Source organism: Mycobacterium sp. MFM001 (assembly GCF_003402475.1).
In the GTDB taxonomy this organism is placed as follows: domain Bacteria; phylum Actinomycetota; class Actinomycetes; order Mycobacteriales; family Mycobacteriaceae; genus Mycobacterium.
The window spans coordinates 147,407-164,420 of record NZ_BFAB01000006.1 but is presented as its reverse complement, the minus strand read 5'-3'; the positions used below and the strand labels follow the sequence as shown (position 1 = coordinate 164,420).

Genomic DNA, 17,014 nt, shown 5'->3' with positions numbered 1-17,014 from the left:
CTGACGCCCGCAGCCGTCGAAGCTGTCAGGGCCGTGACCAGCGCGCCGAACATCCCAGAGAGTGCTGGGCTGCGGATCGGGTCAAGTGGGGATGGCCAGGGCACGTTGCAACTCAGCGCGGCGGAGCAGCCCAGCGAAGGCGACCAGGTCGTGGAGGGCGAGGGCGCACGGGTGTTCCTCGAACCGCGGGTCGCCGACTTCCTGGACAACAAGACGTTGGACGTGCAACTGGACGAGCAGGGTACCGCCCACTTCCTCCTGCTCGACCAGGCGTGAACTGAGCATCCCCAACGGACTAACCGCTAATCGAAGTAAGCGCTCGGCGCAATGCCGTGCCAGCGTTTGAAGGCGTGCGAGAACGTCGACGGGTCGGTGTAACCCAGTCGCTTGGACACCTCGTCGACGGTCAGGCCGACGTTGCAGAGCAGGTCGACCGCCAGCGCCGAGCGAGCCTCGTTGAGCAACGCCCGAAACGAGGTCCCCTCCTCGGCCAGCCGGCGCCGCAGCGTGCGGGGATGCATGTCGAGTTCGGCGGCGACGTCGGGCAGCGTGGGGAACGCCCCGGTATCCCGAAACAGCTTGGTGCGCACCACCGCGGTGATACCGCGGCGTTGCTCGCTGCGCTGCATCAGCACGTCGCACTGCGCGATACAGATCTCCAGCGTGTGCGGATCCGCTTGGGGCAGCGGCTCGTCGAGCATGGCCCGCGGAAAATGCAGCCGGTTGTGCGCCCGCCCGAACGCGGCGTTCTCGAACGGGATCAGCTCGAGCAGTGGCCGCAGCACATCCTCGTCGATCGCCAGTTCCGCCGTTACCTGATCGGCGTACTTCGCCACCGCAGGCAGAACGAATCCGGTTGTGGTTGAGATGATTCCGGCGATGTCGCGTTCGATGAAGAACCGGCGCACATCGGAGGGCAGATGGTCGGCGTTGAGCTCGACCATGCAGTCGTCGGCGCCTTCGAACAGCGCGACGTCGATCTGCAACATCGTCAGCGCGAAATACCGCATGCCAATCGTGATCAGTTCCCGAAGCGTGCCGCAGGACATCACCGCGAACCCGAACAACCCGAGATGGGTCAGCGTGAACCGCCTGCCCACGTCGACGCCCACGCCGCCGCCCTCGGCCAACCGCTCGAGCAGCCGGCGCGCCAGCACGACTTCGTCCCAGGCCGTGACGAGAGCGTTCGGGTCGTCGAGGTCGGCGGGCGCAATGCCGGTGCCGGCAAGCAGCTCCGGCATCCCGATGCCGCGCTCGCCAGCCACTTCGCACAGCACCCGCGACGCGAACACCCGATGCCGCAGATCCGGCGACCACGTCGTCATCCGTGTCCTAAATTCCCAAGTCTTTGTCCCATAGTCGCATTACTACCGGTCGCTCGGCTATTTACAGTTGGGGTATGGCCACGCTGACGCCTGCGCGGCGGCACCGATCGGCCGCGCTCGGCCTACCTGCCGTTCGGCGGCGGGCGACGGATCTGCATCGGGTAAAGCTTCGCGTTGATGGAGATGGTGTTGATAGCCGCGATCACTGCGGCCCAAGCACGGTGTGCACGTGATCGGACGGAGGAGAGCATGACACCCGACTACCGCACCGTCGTCGTCGGCGCCGGATTCTCCGGCATCGGCACCGCGATCAAACTCGACAAGGCCGGCCTCGGTGACTACCTGCTGATCGAGGCCGGCGACGGCGTCGGCGGCACCTGGCACTGGAACACGTATCCCGGTATCGCCGTGGATATTCCGTCGTTCTCCTACCAGTTCTCCTTCGAGCAGCGACCGGACTGGTCGCGAACCTACGCGCCCGGCAAGGAGTTGAAAGCCTACGCAGAGCACTGCGTGGACAAATACGGCATCCGCTCCAAAATCCGGTTCAACACCAAGGTTTTGGGCGCCGAGTTCGACGACGAGCACGCGCTGTGGCGGGTGCAGACCGATCCCGGCGGCACCGTCACCGCGCGGTTCCTGGTGAACGCCAGCGGTGTGTTGACCGTGCCCAAGCTGCCCGACATCGACGGCGTCGACTCGTTCGACGGCATCACCATGCACACCGCGCGCTGGGACCACTCTCAGGACCTCACCGGCAAGCGGGTCGGCATCATCGGCACCGGAGCGTCCGCGGTGCAGGTGATCCCGGAGATTGCACCAATTGTGGAGCAGCTCACCGTCTTTCAGCGCACACCGATCTGGTGCTTCCCGAAGTTCGACGTGCCGCTGCCGCGGCCGGCGCGCTGGGCGATGCGCCTGCCGGGCGGTAAGGCGCTGCAGCGGCTGGCCAGCCAGGCCTTCGTCGAGGCGACGTTCCCGATCCCGGCGCAGTACTTCACGGTGTTCCCGATGGCCAGGTGGATGGAGTCGGCCGGGCGGGCCTATCTGCGCCAGCAGGTCGAGGACCCGGTGGTACGCGAAAAGCTCACGCCGCGTTACGCGGTCGGCTGTAAACGGCCCGGCTTCCACAACACCTACCTGTCGACGTTCAACCGCGACAACGTCCGCTTGGTGACCGAGCCGATCGACAAGGTCACGCCGTCGTCGGTGGCCACCAGCGACGGCGAAAGCCACGAGATCGACGTTCTGGTGCTGGCAACGGGTTTCAAGGTGATGGACACCGACAGCGTGCCGACGTTCGCGGTCACCGGCAGCGGCGGCCGGTCGCTGAGCCAGTTCTGGGACCAGCATCGGCTACAGGCCTATGAAGGCGTCAGCATTCCCGGCTTCCCGAACCTGTTCAGCGTGTTCGGCCCGTACGGCTACGTCGGCTCGTCGTATTTCGCGCTGATCGAGGCGCAGACGCACCACATCGTGCGGTGCCTGACAGCAGCCGGGCGCCGCCAGGCGACCCGCATCGAGGTCACCGAGGAGGCCAACGACCGGTACTTCGCCGAGATGATGCGTCGCCGGCACCGCCAGGTGTTCTGGCAAGACAGCTGCCGGCTGGCCAACAGCTACTACTTCGACAAGAACGGCGACGTGCCGCTACGGCCCACCACCACCGTCGAAGCCTATTGGCGCAGTAGGCGTTTCGACCTCGACGACTACCGGTTCACGGCCTAGCGCAGCCACCGAGTGTGCGGCCAGCCGCACTGTCGGCGCCGAGTGTGCGGCCAGCCGCACGTTCGCGGGAAAACTAGACCGCGCGCTTGAGGTCGTCGACCTTGTCGAGCTGCTCCCACGGCAACTCGATGTCGGTGCGGCCGAAGTGCCCGTAGGCGGCGGTCTGCGCGTAGATCGGCCGCAGCAGGTCCAGGTCGCGGATGATCGCGCCGGGCCGCAGGTCGAACACCTCGCCGATGGCCTTCTCGATCTTGACCGGGTCGACGGTCTCGGTGCCGAACGTCTCCACGAAAAGCCCGACCGGCGCGGCCTTGCCGATCGCATAGGCGACCTGCACCTCGACCCGCTCGGCCAGCCCCGCCGCGACGACGTTCTTGGCCACCCAGCGCATCGCGTACGCCGCCGAGCGGTCCACCTTGGACGGGTCCTTGCCGGAGAAGGCGCCGCCGCCGTGCCGGGCCCAGCCGCCGTAGGTGTCGACGATGATCTTGCGGCCGGTCAGGCCGGCGTCGCCCATCGGCCCCCCGAGCACGAACTTGCCGGTCGGGTTGACCAGCAGCCGCACGTCGGAGGCGTCCAGCGTGTCGTGCGCCAGGTCGTCGAGCACGGTGTTGAGCACCTTCTCCCGGATGTCGGGAGCCAGCATGCCCTCCAGGTCGACGTCCGGGGCGTGCTGGGTGGAGATGACGACGGTGTCCAGCCGGACCGGGGTGTTGCCCTCGTAGGCGATGGTGACCTGCGTCTTGCCGTCAGGGCGCAGGTAGGGCAGCACACCGCCCTTGCGCACCTCGGACAGCCGACGCGACAGCCGGTGGGCCAGCGCGATGGGCAGCGGCATCATCTCCGGGGTGTCGCTGATCGCGTAGCCGAACATCAGGCCCTGATCGCCGGCGCCCTGGGCGTCCAGCGGGTCCGCGGCGCCCTCGACGCGGGCCTCGTGGGCGGTGTCGACACCCTGCGCGATGTCGGGCGACTGCGCGCCGATCGCGATGTTGACCCCGCACGAGGCGCCGTCGAAGCCCTTGTCGGACGAGTCGTAGCCGATGTCGAGGATGCGGCTGCGGACCGTGTCGGTGATCTCGGCGAACGCTTCCTTGGCGTTCGTCGTCACCTCCCCGGCGACGTGCACCTGACCAGTGGTGACCATCGTCTCGACCGCGACGCGGGAACGGGGGTCATCGGCCAGGAGCGCGTCGAGCACGGAGTCGCTGATGGCGTCGCAGATCTTGTCGGGATGTCCCTCGGTCACCGACTCGCTGGTGAACAGCCGACCCTTTTCGCTCACACCCGCATCCTTCCCATCCTCGACAAAATGTTAGTTAGACGAATTATATCGCCGTGCCGTCCGCCGCTTCGGGCGCCCCGCGATGTGCAGTTACCCGCTACCGCCGTGCAGAAAGGTGGCGATTGCGTCCACGATACGACTGGCCATCAGCGTCTTCGAGCCGTGCTGCAGCGCCGACTCGGTGCCGTCGGAGGCCAGCAGCCAACCGTCGTTGCTGTCCACCTCGAAGGCCTTGCCCTCGCCGACGGCGTTGACCACCAGCAGGTCGCAGCCCTTGCGCCGCAGCTTGGCCCGGGCATGGAAGAGCACGTCGCCGTTGGCGTCGCCGGTCTCGGCGGCGAACCCGACGATGGCACGCATATTCGGCAGCTGCCCGTCGGCGCGGGCGCGCACCGCGGCGGCCAGCACGTCGTCGTTGCGGACCAACTCGATCGTCGGCGGCGCCTCGGCGCCCTTTTTGATCTTGGCGGTCGCAACCTGGGCGGGCCGGAAGTCGGCGACGGCGGCCGCCATCGCCAGCACATGAGCGTCGGGCGCGTGTTTGGAGACCGCATCGCGCAGCTGCTGCGCCGAGCTGACGTGCACGACGTCGACGCCGGCCGGGTCGACGAGCCCGGCGGTGTGGCCGGCGATCAGCGTCACCTCGGCGCCGCGCTGGGCGGCGACCCGCGCCAGCGCGTAGCCCTGCTTGCCGGAGCTGCGATTGCCGATGAAGCGCACCGGGTCGATCGGCTCGCGGGTGCCGCCGGCCGTGACCAGCATCTTGCAGCCGGCCAGGTCGTAGGGCATGGCGTCGTGGCGCTCCAGCAGCAACTGGGCGAACGTGGTGATCTCCTCGGCCTCGGGTAGCCGGCCGGCGCCGCTGTCCGCGCCGGTGAGCCGGCCAGAGGCCGGTTCCAGCACGACGGCGCCGCGGCGGCGCAGCGTAGCCACGTTGTCCTGGGTGGCGGGATGCAGCCACATCTCGGTGTGCATCGCGGGCGCGAACAGCACCGGACATCGCGCGGTGAGCAGCGTGGCGGTCAGCAGGTCGTCGGCGCGGCCGTGGACGGCCCGGGCCAGTAGGTCTGCGGTGGCGGGTGCGACGACGACCAGGTCGGCGCCCTGCCCGAGCGCGACGTGGGGCACCTCGGGGACGTCGTCGAAGACGCCGGTGTGGACGGGCTCGCCGGACAGCGCCTCGAACGTGGCGGCGCCGACGAAGCGCAGCGCCGATTCGGTGGGGATGACCCGGACGCGGTGGCCGGCCTCGGTGAGCTGGCGAACGACGGTCGCGGCCTTGTAGGCGGCGATGCCCCCGGAGACGCCGACGATGACTCTCTTCGCGACCCGATCGCGGTTGTCCACAGCGCGCCCGGCCTGCCCGCTACTCGCCTTCGGTGTGCTCGAGCAGGTCGGCGTGGATCTCGCGCAGCGCGATCGACAGCGGCTTTTCCTGCAGGCCCGGCTCGACCAGCGGGCCGACGTATTCGAGGATGCCCTCGCCGAGCTGGTTGTAGTAGTCGTTGATCTGCCGCGCCCGCTTGGCCGCGTAGATCACCAGGGCGTACTTGCTCGACACGCGGTCCAGCAGCTCGTCGATGGGCGGGTTGGTGATGCCCAGTGGCGTGTCGTAGCCGACCGCGCCCGACGCCGGGTCGAATTGGTCGGGGACGGCGGCCAGTTGCGCGTCGGCTTGGGGAGTACTCACGTAGGTCTTTCTCCTGGCGGCGTAGAGGGGCGAATCGCTTGGTGGTGAATCGGATGAAGATGGCGGGTCACGCCGTGCCGGGGGCGGTTTCCACCAGCAACGATACCAATTCCGAGCAGGCAGTTTCCAATCGACTGTTGACCACGACCGCATCGAAGTCGTCCTGAGCTGCGAGTTCGGCGCGGGCGGTGTCCAGTCTGCGGCGAATCACATCAGGCGTCTCGGTGCCGCGGCCGACCAACCGCGACTCCAGGACTTCCCAGCTCGGCGGCGCCAGGAACACCGTGAGCGCCTCCGGCATGGCCTTCTTGATCGCCCGGGCACCGGCCAGATCCACCTCGATCAGCACCGGATGCCCCGAGGCGGTGGCTTCGCGGACCGGCTGGGCCAGCGTGCCGGATCGGTGCAGGCCGCCGTGGATTTCCGCCCACTCCAGTAGGGCGCCCGATTCGATCAGCTCCTGGAATTGAGCGGGGGTCACGAAGTGGTAGTCGACGCCGTCGACCTCGCCGGGCCTGGGTGCCCGGGTGGTTGCCGACACGGAAAAGCGCAGGTCAGGGATTCGTTCACGCAGACACCGGACCAGCGTCGACTTTCCGACCGCGGAGGGACCGGACAACACGACCACGCGTCCATGGCGTGTGTCGTGCGCGCCGTCCGGTCCTCCGTCGGCGCTCACCGACTGCTCCGGGTTAGGAGAAGTCGAACTTTTCCAGCAGTGCCTTGCGCTGACGATCGCCGAGCCCACGCAGGCGGCGGGTCGGTGCGATTTCGAGCTCGGTCATGATTTCCTGCGCCTTGACCTTGCCAACCTTCGGCAGGGCCTCCAGCAGCGCAGAAACCTTCATCTTGCCCAAAACCTCGTCGGTCTCAGCGTCCTTGAGCACCTGCTTGAGGTTGGTGCCGCCACGCTTCAGCCGGTCTTTGAGTTCGGCGCGTGCTCGACGTGCGGCAGCAGCCTTCTCCAACGCGGCCGCGCGCTGCTCGTCGGTCAACTGGGGAAGGGCCACGATTCCTCCGTCTCATCGATCTTGGTTTGTCTCAGCCGGGGTAGTCCCAGCCAGCGCAGACGACCGTACCCACGCTGTCTGACGAAATCTAACCCGCCCCCCGGCTTGAAGCCACAAAGCCCCAGCGTGTGGGGCTGTCAGACGCTACGACGGCGTCGCGGGCGGCGGTCCCGCCCAGCGCGCTCTCCCCGGGCTTTGCGGCTCGGCGCCGGCCCCGAACATGCTGTCTAGCAGGTCTTTTGGGCTCCCCTCTGGACGTACGGGTGGCTCGTTGCCCCTCCCGGTGAAGGCGCCGAACTGGCTCGACATGCCCGGATGAGGCCAATTGCGCATGTCACGGCGTGTCGGGCGTGTCGCCCGCCCGGCGTGGACGGTGCGACGCAGCTCGCCCGTCGCCCCGGACAGGTCAACGACGCTGTGTAGTAGGGGTCCGCGAGGCCCGAAATCGCCGTCCGAGGTCGCCGATCTCGACGGCCCCGCCACCGTAGGATCGAAAGATGGCCATGATGCGGATCCGCGAGGCTGCCGAACTGCTCGGGGTCAGCGACGACACCGTGCGGCGATGGATCGACCAAGGCGCCCTGCCGGTCAGCCAGGACCAGTCGGGCCGCAAGGTGATCGCCGGCGACGCCCTGGCCGAGTTTTCCCGCACCAATGCCCCCGCGCTCCCCCCGAATCCGCTCGGCGTCGGCAGTTCGGCGCGCAACCGCTTTGTCGGTTTGGTCACCAGGTTGGTTACCGACAAGGTGATGACCCAGGTCGAAATGCAGTGCGGTCCGTTCACGGTGGTCTCGCTGATGAGCACCGAGGCCGCGCGCGAACTGAAGCTGGAACCCGGAAGTGTCGCCGTGGCGGTGGTGAAAGCCACCACGGTCATCGTCGAAACACCCCAAGACGGCACGCGCGGTGCCGGGTAACAGCCAGATTCGCAGCGAAATCACAACCAGCCGTACGCAATCCCCATAGTTATTGTCAGTCCCCTCACAATTCGAGCTCAGCCTTTCAACGGCTTTGGCGCATAACGTCATCCGGGTAGGGCGAAAGCACCACAACGCGAGAAAGGGACTGGATCTCATGGACGCAAAACGCATACTGTGCGCCTCTTCGATCGCGGCCGGCATCGGTTTGGCCGGGCTGTTCGGCAGCGGGATCGCGACGGCCAATGCCGCTCCGGCACCGGGTAATTCACCGATTGCCACCAGCAAGGGCGCGCCCGCGCCGGCGCCCAGCCCCAGCATCAAGCTCGACCATCACGACCGCAAAAAGGTTCTCAAGCAAGACAAGAAGGAACTCAAGCACAACCCGGCTCAGGTCACGGCCACGTCGGCCCACCGCTGACACGCTGCACGAGCGGCGGCCGGCCCTGTGCTTACAGGCTGGCCGCCGCGTCGCGCATCCGCTCCGCTGCGGCGCGCAGTACGGCGACGTCGGGGCCGGTCCGTAGGACCTCGCGCGACACGGCGGGCAGCAGCTGCGCTCCTCCGAATGCCTTCAGCGCCGACATCCGACCGCCTTGCGCGCCAATGCCGGGCACCAGCACGGGGCCGTTCAGCCCGGAGAGATCGGGCACGTGGGTCAGCGTGGCGCCGACGACGACGCCCGCCGAGCCGGATTCATGTGTGCTGTTCCAGGCGGCGACGTCGTCGACCACCGATTGCGCGACGCTGCGTTCTCCCGCGATGGCGCCCTGCACAGCTGCGCCTTCGGGGTTGGAAGTTGCCGCCAGCACGAAGACCCCCCGGTCGCGGGCAGCGGCGGTGTCCAGCAGCGGCAGCAGCGAGCCGAAGCCCAGATACGGTGAGGCCGTGACGGCGTCGGCGGCCAGCGGCGAATCACCAACCCACGCTTGGGCATAGGCCGCCATCGTCGACCCGATGTCGCCCCGTTTGGCGTCGGCCAGCACCAGCACGCCGGCTTCGCGTAGGGCGGCGATCGTCCGTTCCAGCACCGCGAATCCCGCGGCACCGTAAGCCTCGAAGAACGCCACCTGCGGCTTGACGACCGCGAAGTCGGCGTACGCCGCCACGCAGGTCTCGCAGAACGCGGCGAGACCGTCGGCCGTTTCCGTTAAACCCCACGCCCGCAATAACTCCGGGTGCGGGTCGATGCCCAGGCACAGTGGTCCCCGGCGCGACATCACGTCGGCCAGCCGGGTGCCGAAACCCGGCATCGCTAGCGGCCGCCGTTGTTCAGCGCACTGTGCAGTTCCTGCAGCGAGCGCACTCCGATCACGCCCCGAATGCCGGCCTCGATACCCTGGACCGCGGCCGACGCGCCCTGCACCGTGGTGACGCAGGGGATATTCATTGCGACTGCGGCCGAGCGGATTTCGTAACCGTCGATCCGCGGGCCGGAGTTGCCGTAAGGCGTGTTGATCACCATGTCGACGTCGCCGGCGCGGATCGCGTCGACCGCGGACAGCGCCGGGCGGTCAGCGCGCGGCTCCTGGAAGTGCTTGCGAACCACGTCGCACGGAATCCCGTTGCGGCGCAGCATTTCTGCTGTCCCTTCAGTGGCGAGTACCCGAAACCCCAGATCGGCAAGGCGTTTGACGGGAAAGACCAGTGATCGCTTGTCCCGGTTGGCCACCGAGACGAACACGGTGCCCTGCGCCGGCAGCGACCCGTATGCGGCGGTCTGGCTCTTGGCGAAGGCGCTGCCGAAGTCGCGGTCGATGCCCATCACCTCGCCGGTCGATTTCATCTCCGGTCCCAGCAGCGAGTCGATGCCCGCGCCGTCGACGGTCCGGAACCGGTGGAACGGCAGCACCGCTTCCTTGACGGCGATGGGCGCATCCGGTGCCGCGCTGGCGCCGTCGCCGGACGCCGCCAACAGGCCTTCCTCGCGCAGCGCAGCGATGGTGGCGCCCAACATGATCCGCGCGCACGCCTTGGCCAGCGGTACCGCGGTGGCTTTGGAGACGAACGGCACCGTGCGGCTGGCCCGCGGGTTGGCCTCGAGCACATAGAGCACGTCGTCCTTCAACGCGAACTGCACGTTGAGCAGTCCCACCACCCCGATGCCGTGGGCGATGGCCTCGGTTGCGCGCCGCACGTTGTCGATGTCGGTGCGGCCCAGGGTAACCGGGGGCAGCGCGCACGCCGAGTCGCCGGAGTGGATCCCGGCCTCCTCGATGTGCTCCATGATCCCGCCGATGTAGACCTCGCTGCCGTCGCAGAGCGCGTCGACGTCGATCTCGATGGCGTCCTCGAGGAAGCGGTCGACGAGCACCGGGTGCTCGGGCGACAACTCGGTGGCGCGGGTGATGTAGCCCCGCAGCGTCTCCTCGTCGTAGACGATCTCCATGCCCCGCCCGCCCAGCACGTATGACGGGCGGACCAGTACCGGGTAGCCGATCTCGGCGGCGATCCGGCGGGCCTGCTCGAACGTGGTGGCGGTGCCGTACCGCGGAGCCGGCAATCCGGCGGCCGTCAGCACGTCGCCGAATGCGCCGCGGTCCTCTGCCAAATCGATGGCTTCGGGCGGTGTTCCGACGATCGGCACCCCGGCGTCGGCGAGCCGTTCCGCCAGACCGAGCGGGGTTTGTCCGCCCAGTTGCACGATGACCCCGGCGACGCCCGGTCCCCCGGTCCCGGACTGGGATTCGGCGTAGAACACCTCCAGGACGTCTTCGAAGGTGAGCGGTTCGAAATACAGCCGGTCGGCGGTGTCGTAGTCGGTGGACACCGTTTCCGGGTTGCAGTTGACCATCACGGTCTCAAACCCGGCCTGGCTCAACGTGGTTGCCGCGTGCACGCAGCTGTAGTCGAACTCGATGCCCTGCCCGATCCGGTTGGGCCCGGACCCGAGGATGAGCACCTTAGGTTTCTCGGTCTGCGGCACCACCTCGGTCTCGGCGGCCGGGTCAAGTTCGTAGCTGCTGTAGTGGTACGGCGTCTTGGCCTCGAACTCGGCCGCGCAGGTGTCGACGGTTTTGTACACCGGGTGGATGCCGAGCCGACCGCGCAGCGACCGCACGCCGTTCTCGCCGGCCAGTTCCGGCCTTAAAGCGGCGATCTGGCGATCCGACAGCCCGCTGTACTTGGCGCGGCGCAGCAGGTCGGCGTCGAGCACCGCGGCGTCGACCAGCTCGCGGCGCAGCGTGACCAGTTCGGCGATCTGCGCGACGAACCACGGGTCGACCCCGGAAGCCTCCGACACTTGCTCGACGGTGGCGCCCAGCCGCAGCGCCAGCTCGATGTCGTAGAGCCGGCCCTCCGTCGGTGTTTGCAGCCGCTCGAGGATGTCCTCGGCGGAGGCCTGCGGGTCGGGCGACGTCCAGAATCCCGCGCGGCTGGTTTCCAGCGACCGCATCACCTTGCCGAGAGCCTCGACGAAATTGCGGCCCAACGACATTGCCTCGCCGACGGACTTCATCGTGGTGGTCAGCGTCGGGTCGGCGCCGACGAACTTTTCGAACGCGAACCGCGGCGCCTTGACCACGACGTAGTCCAGGGTCGGTTCGAAACAGGCCGGGGTTTCCTTGGTGATGTCGTTGAGGATCTCGTCGAGGGTGTAGCCGATGGCCAGCTTGGCGGCGATCTTGGCGATCGGGAAGCCGGTGGCCTTCGATGCCAGCGCGCTAGACCGCGACACTCGCGGGTTCATCTCGATGACAATCAGCCGGCCGTCTTTGGGGTTGACCGCGAACTGGATGTTGCAGCCGCCGGTGTCGACGCCCACCTCGCGCAGGATCGCGATGCCCAGATCGCGCATTCGTTGGTATTCGCGGTCAGTCAGCGTCATCGCCGGCGCGACGGTCACCGAGTCGCCGGTGTGCACGCCCATCGGGTCGACGTTCTCGATCGAGCACACCACGACGACGTTGTCGTGCCCGTCGCGCATCAGCTCGAGCTCGAATTCCTTCCAGCCATAAATCGATTCCTCGATCAGCACGTTGGCGCTCGGCGAGGCGGCCAGGCCGGCGCCGGCCATCCGCTCGACCTCGTCGGCGCTGTGCGCCATGCCGGAACCGAGACCGCCCATGGTGAAGCTCGGCCGCACCACGACGGGCAGACCCAGTTCGGTGACCGTCTCGCGGACCTCGTCCATCGTGAAACAGACTCGGCTGCGGGCAGATTCGCCGCCGACCTTGGCGACGATGTCCTTGAACCGCTGGCGGTCCTCGCCGCGCTGGATGGCTTCGAAATCGGCGCCGATCAGCTCGACGTCGTAGCGCTCCAGCACGCCGTTCTCGTAGAGCGCCACCGCGGTGTTGAGCGCGGTCTGCCCGCCCAGCGTGGCCAGCAGCGCGTCGATCTTGTTGCCGCGCTCGGCCTGCTGGGCGATGACCCGTTCGACGAAGGCCGGGGTGATCGGTTCGACGTAGGTGTGGTCGGCGAACTCCGGGTCGGTCATGATCGTCGCCGGATTGGAGTTGACCAGGCTGACCTGTATGCCCTCTGCGCGCAGCACCCGGCACGCCTGGGTACCCGAATAATCGAACTCGCAGGCTTGCCCGATCACGATCGGCCCGGAGCCGATCACCAACACGTGGTTGAGATCTGTCCGTCGCGGCATCAGCGCCCCCCTGCCATCAGGTCGACGAACTGGTCGAACAAATACTCCGCGTCATGCGGGCCGGCCGCGGCCTCCGGGTGGTATTGCACCGAAAACGCTTGCCCGCTGGCAAGCTTCACACCTTCGACGACGCCGTCGTTGGCGCAGGTGTGGCTGACGACCGCTGGGCCGAACGGCGTGTCGAACCGCTGTCCGGCCTCGCCTTCCAGCGCGAAGCCGTGGTTTTGCGCCGTCACCGCGACCCGTCCGGTGGCGTGGTCCATCACCGGGATGTTGATCCCACGGTGGCCGAACACCATCTTGTACGTCGACAGGCCCAGCGCTCGGCCCAGGATCTGGTTGCCGAAACAGATGCCGAACAACGGGATTCCGGCGTCCAGCACCTGGCGGGTCACGCCGACGACGTGGTCGGCAGTGGCCGGGTCACCGGGGCCGTTGGACAAGAACACGCCGTGCGGCTTGAGCTCGGCGATCTGCTCGAAGGTTGCCGACGACGGCAGCACGTGGCTGCGGATGCCGCGCCGGGCGAAATTGCGCGGCGTGTTGGTCTTGATCCCGAGATCGAGCGCCGCGACGGTAAACCGGTGCGGCGCTTCGGGTTCCACGACATAGCTGCCCGGGGTGCTGACCTGACCGGCCAGGTCGGCGCCCAGCATCGGCTGCTGGGCGCGCACCCGCTCCAGCAGCAGCTCCGGCTCCCCCAGCGCCGCACCGGAAAAGATGCCGGCCTTCATCGAGCCGAAGTTGCGGATATGCCGGACCACGGCGCGGGTGTCGATGCCGGCGACGCCGACGACGTTCTGGCGAACCAGCTCGTCTTCGAGTGTCGTGGTGGCCCGCCAGTTCGACGGGCGCGGCGACGGGTCGCGCACCGCGTAGCCGGCCACCCAGATCCGATCGCCGCGGCTCTCGGCATCTTCGGTGTTCCAGCCGGTGTTGCCGATCTGCGGCGCGGTGGCGATCACGATCTGCCGATGGTAGCTGGGGTCGGTCAGCGTCTCCTGGTAGCCGGACATGCCGGTGGAAAACACTGCCTCGCCCAGTGTTTCGCCGATCGCGCCGAACGGCTTGCCGGAGAAGACCCGGCCGTCCTCGAGGACCAGTAAGGCTTTGTCCATCAGCCGGCCTCCGCCAGCCAGCGGGTGTACTCGTCGCGGTTGTCGCCGCGGAAGCCGGTGTCGATCTCGGCCCCCGACGGCAGCCGCCATCGGATCGCCAGAATGCCCGGGTGCGTCATGGCTTTGCCCAGCATGCCGCGCTCGGTTCGGATGGCCCTGATCGACTCCTGCGGAATCCAGATCGGTCGGGCACCGCTGCGCTGCACCATGATTCCCTCCGGGTAGCGGGTCAGCACCGCCTTCGTGCGATAGCCCAAGTCGCCGACGGCGACCCGGTCGTGCCAGCTGGGCACCAATGTGCAGCCGACATACATGCCGCGGGTGGGTGCGACGATCGGCGCGCCGACGGTGTCGGGCACCGGCGGCAGTGTGCCCACCAGCGTGGCCTGCCGCTCGGCGCGGTGCCGCCAGCCGCGCATCATCAGCTGGATCACGAAGGCGATCAGCACCGCGAGCACCGCGGCGAAGATCAGCGACGCGACCAGTGTTCCGGAATTCATGCCGGACTCTTTCCGTCGCGCGCGGTGAGCTTGCCCCGCAACAGTGTTGCGGTCACGGTGGCCGGCAGCGTCATCGACTCGTACGGCGTGTTGGCCGATCGGCTGGCCAGCTCGGCCCCGGCCACCGTCCACGTAGCATCGGGATCCACCACGGTGAGGTTGGCCGGTTCGCCGACCTCCAGCGGCCGGCCCTGATCGGGCAGCCGGGCGATGCGGGCGGGGTTCTCGCTCATCACCCGGGCCATGTCCCGCCAGGTCAACAGACCCGGCTGCACCATCGTCTGCGTCACCACCGACAGCGCGGTCTGCAACCCGAGCATGCCGGGCAGCGCGGCGGCGAACTCGACGCATTTCTCGTGCTCGGCGTGCGGGGCGTGATCGGTGGCCACACAGTCGATTACCCCCTCGGCCAGTGCTTGACGCAGCGCGACCGCGTCCGCGGATTCCCGCAGCGGCGGGTTCACCCGGTTGGTTCCGTCGTAGCTGGCCAGCCTGCCGTCGTCGAGCAGCAGGTGATGCGGGGTGACCTCGGCAGTGATCGAAATCCCTTGCTGCTTAGCCCATTTCAGGATCTCTACAGTGCCCGCAGTGGAGGCGTGGCAGATGTGCACCCGGGCGCCAGCGTCGCGGGCCAAGAGCGCGTCACGGGCGACAATCGACTCCTCGGCCGCCCGCGGCCAGCCCGCCAAGCCGAGCCGCGCGGCGTTGGGTCCCTCGTGGGCGACGGCGCCGACCGTCAGCCGCGGCTCCTCGGCATGCTGGGCGATCAGCACACCCAGGCCGGTGGCGTATTCCAGCGCGCGGCGCATCACCAGCGGATCGTGGACGCACTTGCCGTCGTCGGAGAACATCCGCACTTGCGCCGCCCCGGCGGCCATCATGCCCATCTCGGTGAGCTCGGCTCCGGCCAGTCCGACGGTCACGGCCCCGACCGGGTGCACGTCGACCAGGCCGACCTGCTGGCCGCGCTGCCAGACATGGTCGGTGACCACCGGGCTGTCGGCGACGGGGTTGGTGTTGGCCATCGCGAACACCGCGGTGTAGCCGCCGAGAGCCGCTGCCGCCGAACCTGTTTCGATGTCCTCGGCGTATTCGCGGCCCGGCTCGCGCAGGTGCGTGTGCAGGTCGACCAGGCCGGGCAGCAGGATCTGCCCGGTGGCGTCGATCACGTCGGCGTCGTCGGGAATCTTCAACCCGGCACCGATTTCGGCGATCTGGCCGTCGTCGACCAGCACGTCGACCCGGTCCCCCTCGCCGTAGAGCCGCACACCGCGGATCAGCACACTCACGCCGCAACCTCCTCCGCCCCCACCAGGAGGTGGAACAGCACGGCCATCCGCACGTGCACTCCGTTGGAAACCTGTTGCAGCACAGCCGATTGCGACGAGTCGGCCACCGAGAACGCGATCTCCATGCCGCGAAGCATCGGACCCGGGTGCAGCACCACGGCGTGGCCGGGCAGCATCGCCTGGCGCCGGTCGGAGAGGCCGTAGAGCACCGAGTACTCCCGCGCCGACGGGAAGAAGCCGCCGTTCATCCGCTCCGCTTGTACCCGCAGCATCAATACCGCGTCGGCGGCGGGTAATTCGGCGTCCAGGTCGTAGGAGACGGTGACCGGCCAGTCGGCCACGCCGACCGGCAGCAGCGTCGGCGGCGCCACCAACACCACTTCGGCGCCCAGGGTGTGCAGCAGCATGACATTGGAGCGGGCGACCCGGCTGTGCAGGATGTCGCCGACGATCACCACTCGCCGGCCCTCGATGCCGCCGAGGCGTTGGCGAATGGTCAGTGCGTCCAGCAGCGCCTGAGTCGGGTGTTCGTGGGTGCCGTCGCCGGCGTTGATCACCGACGGGCCACCGGATTCCGTGGCGGTCCAGTCGGCCAGTAGGTGCGCCGCACCCGACGAGGGATGCCGGATGATCAGCGCGTCGGCGCCGGCGGCCCGCAACGTCAACGCGGTGTCGCGCAGCGATTCCCCTTTGGCCACCGAGGATCCCGACGAGCTGACGTTGATCACGTCGGCGCTCATCCATTTGCCGGCCACCTCGAACGACACCCGGGTGCGGGTCGAGTTCTCGTAGAACATCGTGATGATCGTCCGCCCGCGCAGCGTGGGCAGCTTGCGCACCTCGCGGCCGACCAGCGCCTGCGCGAATCGGTCGGCGTCGTCGAGGATTGCGGTGGCGTCGTCGCGGGACAGGTCGCCGGCGGCCAGCAGGTGTCGGGTGCTCATCGCGAGATCACCACCTGATCGCGGTCGTCGTGTTCGCGCAGCAGCACGTGCACGCTCTCGCTGCGGGAGGTCGGGACGTTCTTGCCGACGTAGTCGGCGCGCAGCGGCAGTTCGCGGTGGCCGCGGTCGACGAGGACCGCCAGCTGCACGGCCCGGGGCCGGCCGATGTCGCGCAGCGCGTCCAGCGCCGAGCGCACCGAGCGCCCGGAGAACAGCACGTCGTCGACCAGGATCACCAGAGCGTCGTCGATTCCGCCGGCCGGGATCGAGGTGGCCTCCAGCGGGCGGGGCGGTTTTTGCATCAGGTCGTCGCGGTAGAGCGTGATGTCCAGCGCGCCGTGGGCCACCTGGACCCCGCTGAATTCGGCGATGTGGGCGGCCAGCCGCTCGGCCAGGATCACGCCGCGGGTAGGGATGCCCAGCAACACCACCCGGGGCGCGTCGGGCCCGTCGAGCGCGGTTTTTTCGATGATCTGGTGCGCGATCCGAGAAATGGTTCGGCCCACGTCGGCCGCCGACATCAATTCGCGGCCGGTGCCGGTGTCACCCGCTGCACCCATGCGAGACCTTGACCTCCTTCTCCGCCTCACCGGACGGATCGTTAA

At 68.2% G+C, this 17,014-nt stretch carries 17 protein-coding genes and 1 pseudogene; 5 read left to right on the top strand and 13 right to left on the bottom strand.

The annotated features are described in order from the left end of the window. The first annotated feature begins 33 nt into the window (after positions 1 to 33). Positions 34 to 276, top strand: coding sequence for a hypothetical protein (locus tag MFM001_RS12545; protein WP_238159136.1), 243 nt, complete (start codon positions 34 to 36; stop codon positions 274 to 276). A gap of 26 nt (positions 277 to 302) precedes the next feature. Here MFM001_RS12545 and MFM001_RS12540 read toward each other — a convergent pair whose 3' ends face one another. After that, the gene (locus MFM001_RS12540) at positions 303 to 1,325 is read right to left on the bottom strand and encodes an AraC family transcriptional regulator (RefSeq protein WP_116375596.1); all 1,023 of its coding nucleotides are present in this window, start codon (positions 1,323 to 1,325) and stop codon (positions 303 to 305) included. A gap of 90 nt (positions 1,326 to 1,415) precedes the next feature. Here MFM001_RS12540 and MFM001_RS12535 point away from each other — a divergent pair. Together MFM001_RS12535 and MFM001_RS12530 are read left to right on the top strand one after the other, a co-directional pair. Then, positions 1,416 to 1,578 (top strand): annotated as a pseudogene (locus tag MFM001_RS12535) (cytochrome P450); the annotation flags it as partial. Continuing rightward, complete coding sequence (locus tag MFM001_RS12530; protein ID WP_116375595.1) at positions 1,575 to 3,053, top strand: NAD(P)/FAD-dependent oxidoreductase; 1,479 nt, start codon at positions 1,575 to 1,577, stop codon at positions 3,051 to 3,053. The pseudogene MFM001_RS12535 and the gene MFM001_RS12530, both read left to right, overlap by 4 nt. A 73-nt stretch (positions 3,054 to 3,126) precedes the next feature. Here MFM001_RS12530 and metK read toward each other — a convergent pair whose 3' ends face one another. From metK to mihF, 5 genes are all read right to left on the bottom strand, one after another. Next, complete coding sequence (gene metK, locus MFM001_RS12525; protein ID WP_116375594.1) at positions 3,127 to 4,338, bottom strand: methionine adenosyltransferase; 1,212 nt, start codon at positions 4,336 to 4,338, stop codon at positions 3,127 to 3,129. A 90-nt stretch (positions 4,339 to 4,428) separates the two neighbouring features. Next, a complete protein-coding gene (gene coaBC, locus MFM001_RS12520; protein WP_116375593.1) occupies positions 4,429 to 5,685 on the bottom strand; it encodes a bifunctional phosphopantothenoylcysteine decarboxylase/phosphopantothenate--cysteine ligase CoaBC in 1,257 nt (418 codons plus the stop codon). Positions 5,686 to 5,704: 19 nt separating this feature from the next. Further along, the gene (gene rpoZ, locus MFM001_RS12515; protein WP_062538747.1) at positions 5,705 to 6,028 is read right to left on the bottom strand and encodes a DNA-directed RNA polymerase subunit omega; all 324 of its coding nucleotides are present in this window, start codon (positions 6,026 to 6,028) and stop codon (positions 5,705 to 5,707) included. 67 nt (positions 6,029 to 6,095) lie between these two features. Beyond that, complete coding sequence (gene gmk / locus MFM001_RS12510) at positions 6,096 to 6,707, bottom strand: guanylate kinase (RefSeq protein WP_116375592.1); 612 nt, start codon at positions 6,705 to 6,707, stop codon at positions 6,096 to 6,098. Between the two features lie 13 nt (positions 6,708 to 6,720). Further along, positions 6,721 to 7,038 (bottom strand): integration host factor, actinobacterial type, encoded by a 318-nt coding sequence (gene mihF, locus MFM001_RS12505; protein WP_003932123.1) that lies wholly within the window; start codon positions 7,036 to 7,038, stop codon positions 6,721 to 6,723. A 497-nt stretch (positions 7,039 to 7,535) separates the two neighbouring features. Here mihF and MFM001_RS12500 point away from each other — a divergent pair, with 497 nt between their 5' ends. Both MFM001_RS12500 and MFM001_RS12495 read left to right on the top strand, forming a co-directional pair. Continuing rightward, complete coding sequence (locus MFM001_RS12500) at positions 7,536 to 7,955, top strand: molybdopterin-binding protein (protein WP_116375591.1); 420 nt, start codon at positions 7,536 to 7,538, stop codon at positions 7,953 to 7,955. A 157-nt stretch (positions 7,956 to 8,112) separates the two neighbouring features. Next, positions 8,113 to 8,376, top strand: coding sequence for a hypothetical protein (locus tag MFM001_RS12495; protein ID WP_116375590.1), 264 nt, complete (start codon positions 8,113 to 8,115; stop codon positions 8,374 to 8,376). A 31-nt stretch (positions 8,377 to 8,407) separates the two neighbouring features. Here the strand turns inward: MFM001_RS12495 and pyrF are convergent, their stop codons facing one another. From pyrF to pyrR, 7 genes are read right to left on the bottom strand one after another with little or no spacing between them, the layout of a single operon-like run. Continuing rightward, complete coding sequence (gene pyrF, locus MFM001_RS12490) at positions 8,408 to 9,208, bottom strand: orotidine-5'-phosphate decarboxylase (RefSeq protein ID WP_116375589.1); 801 nt, start codon at positions 9,206 to 9,208, stop codon at positions 8,408 to 8,410. A gap of 2 nt (positions 9,209 to 9,210) precedes the next feature. Next, positions 9,211 to 12,558: a carbamoyl-phosphate synthase large subunit gene (gene carB, locus MFM001_RS12485; RefSeq protein WP_116375588.1), complete on the bottom strand. Its 3,348-nt coding sequence runs from the start codon at positions 12,556 to 12,558 to the stop codon at positions 9,211 to 9,213. After that, on the bottom strand, positions 12,558 to 13,676 hold the full coding sequence (gene carA, locus MFM001_RS12480; RefSeq protein WP_116375587.1) for a glutamine-hydrolyzing carbamoyl-phosphate synthase small subunit: 1,119 nt from the start codon (positions 13,674 to 13,676) through the stop codon (positions 12,558 to 12,560). The genes carB and carA overlap by 1 nt, the downstream gene beginning before the upstream one ends. Next, positions 13,676 to 14,176: a transporter gene (locus tag MFM001_RS12475; protein WP_116375586.1), complete on the bottom strand. Its 501-nt coding sequence runs from the start codon at positions 14,174 to 14,176 to the stop codon at positions 13,676 to 13,678. Before MFM001_RS12475 ends, carA begins: the two co-directional genes overlap by 1 nt. Further along, positions 14,173 to 15,465, bottom strand: a complete 1,293-nt coding sequence (locus MFM001_RS12470; protein WP_116375585.1) for a dihydroorotase — start codon at positions 15,463 to 15,465, stop codon at positions 14,173 to 14,175. Before MFM001_RS12470 ends, MFM001_RS12475 begins: the two co-directional genes overlap by 4 nt. Then, complete coding sequence (locus MFM001_RS12465; RefSeq protein WP_116375584.1) at positions 15,462 to 16,409, bottom strand: aspartate carbamoyltransferase catalytic subunit; 948 nt, start codon at positions 16,407 to 16,409, stop codon at positions 15,462 to 15,464. Before MFM001_RS12465 ends, MFM001_RS12470 begins: the two co-directional genes overlap by 4 nt. After that, positions 16,406 to 16,969, bottom strand: a complete 564-nt coding sequence (gene pyrR, locus MFM001_RS12460; RefSeq protein WP_116375583.1) for a bifunctional pyr operon transcriptional regulator/uracil phosphoribosyltransferase PyrR — start codon at positions 16,967 to 16,969, stop codon at positions 16,406 to 16,408. The genes MFM001_RS12465 and pyrR overlap by 4 nt, the downstream gene beginning before the upstream one ends. Positions 16,970 to 17,014 lie beyond the last annotated feature (45 nt).

Bases quoted from the DNA above. Each gene is read 5' to 3' on its own strand.
- MFM001_RS12530 (WP_116375595.1), top strand. From the start codon at position 1,575: ATGACACCCGACTACCGCACCGTCGTCGTCGGCGCCGGATTCTCCGGC.
- MFM001_RS12500 (WP_116375591.1), top strand. From the start codon at position 7,536: ATGGCCATGATGCGGATCCGCGAGGCTGCCGAACTGCTCGGGGTCAGC.
- carA (WP_116375587.1), bottom strand. From the start codon at position 13,676: ATGGACAAAGCCTTACTGGTCCTCGAGGACGGCCGGGTCTTCTCCGGC.
- MFM001_RS12465 (WP_116375584.1), bottom strand. From the start codon at position 16,409: ATGAGCACCCGACACCTGCTGGCCGCCGGCGACCTGTCCCGCGACGAC.
- MFM001_RS12540 (WP_116375596.1), bottom strand. From the start codon at position 1,325: ATGACGACGTGGTCGCCGGATCTGCGGCATCGGGTGTTCGCGTCGCGG.
- pyrR (WP_116375583.1), bottom strand. From the start codon at position 16,969: ATGGGTGCAGCGGGTGACACCGGCACCGGCCGCGAATTGATGTCGGCG.
- MFM001_RS12495 (WP_116375590.1), top strand. From the start codon at position 8,113: ATGGACGCAAAACGCATACTGTGCGCCTCTTCGATCGCGGCCGGCATC.
- MFM001_RS12475 (WP_116375586.1), bottom strand. From the start codon at position 14,176: ATGAATTCCGGAACACTGGTCGCGTCGCTGATCTTCGCCGCGGTGCTC.
- pyrF (WP_116375589.1), bottom strand. From the start codon at position 9,208: ATGCCGGGTTTCGGCACCCGGCTGGCCGACGTGATGTCGCGCCGGGGA.
- carB (WP_116375588.1), bottom strand. From the start codon at position 12,558: ATGCCGCGACGGACAGATCTCAACCACGTGTTGGTGATCGGCTCCGGG.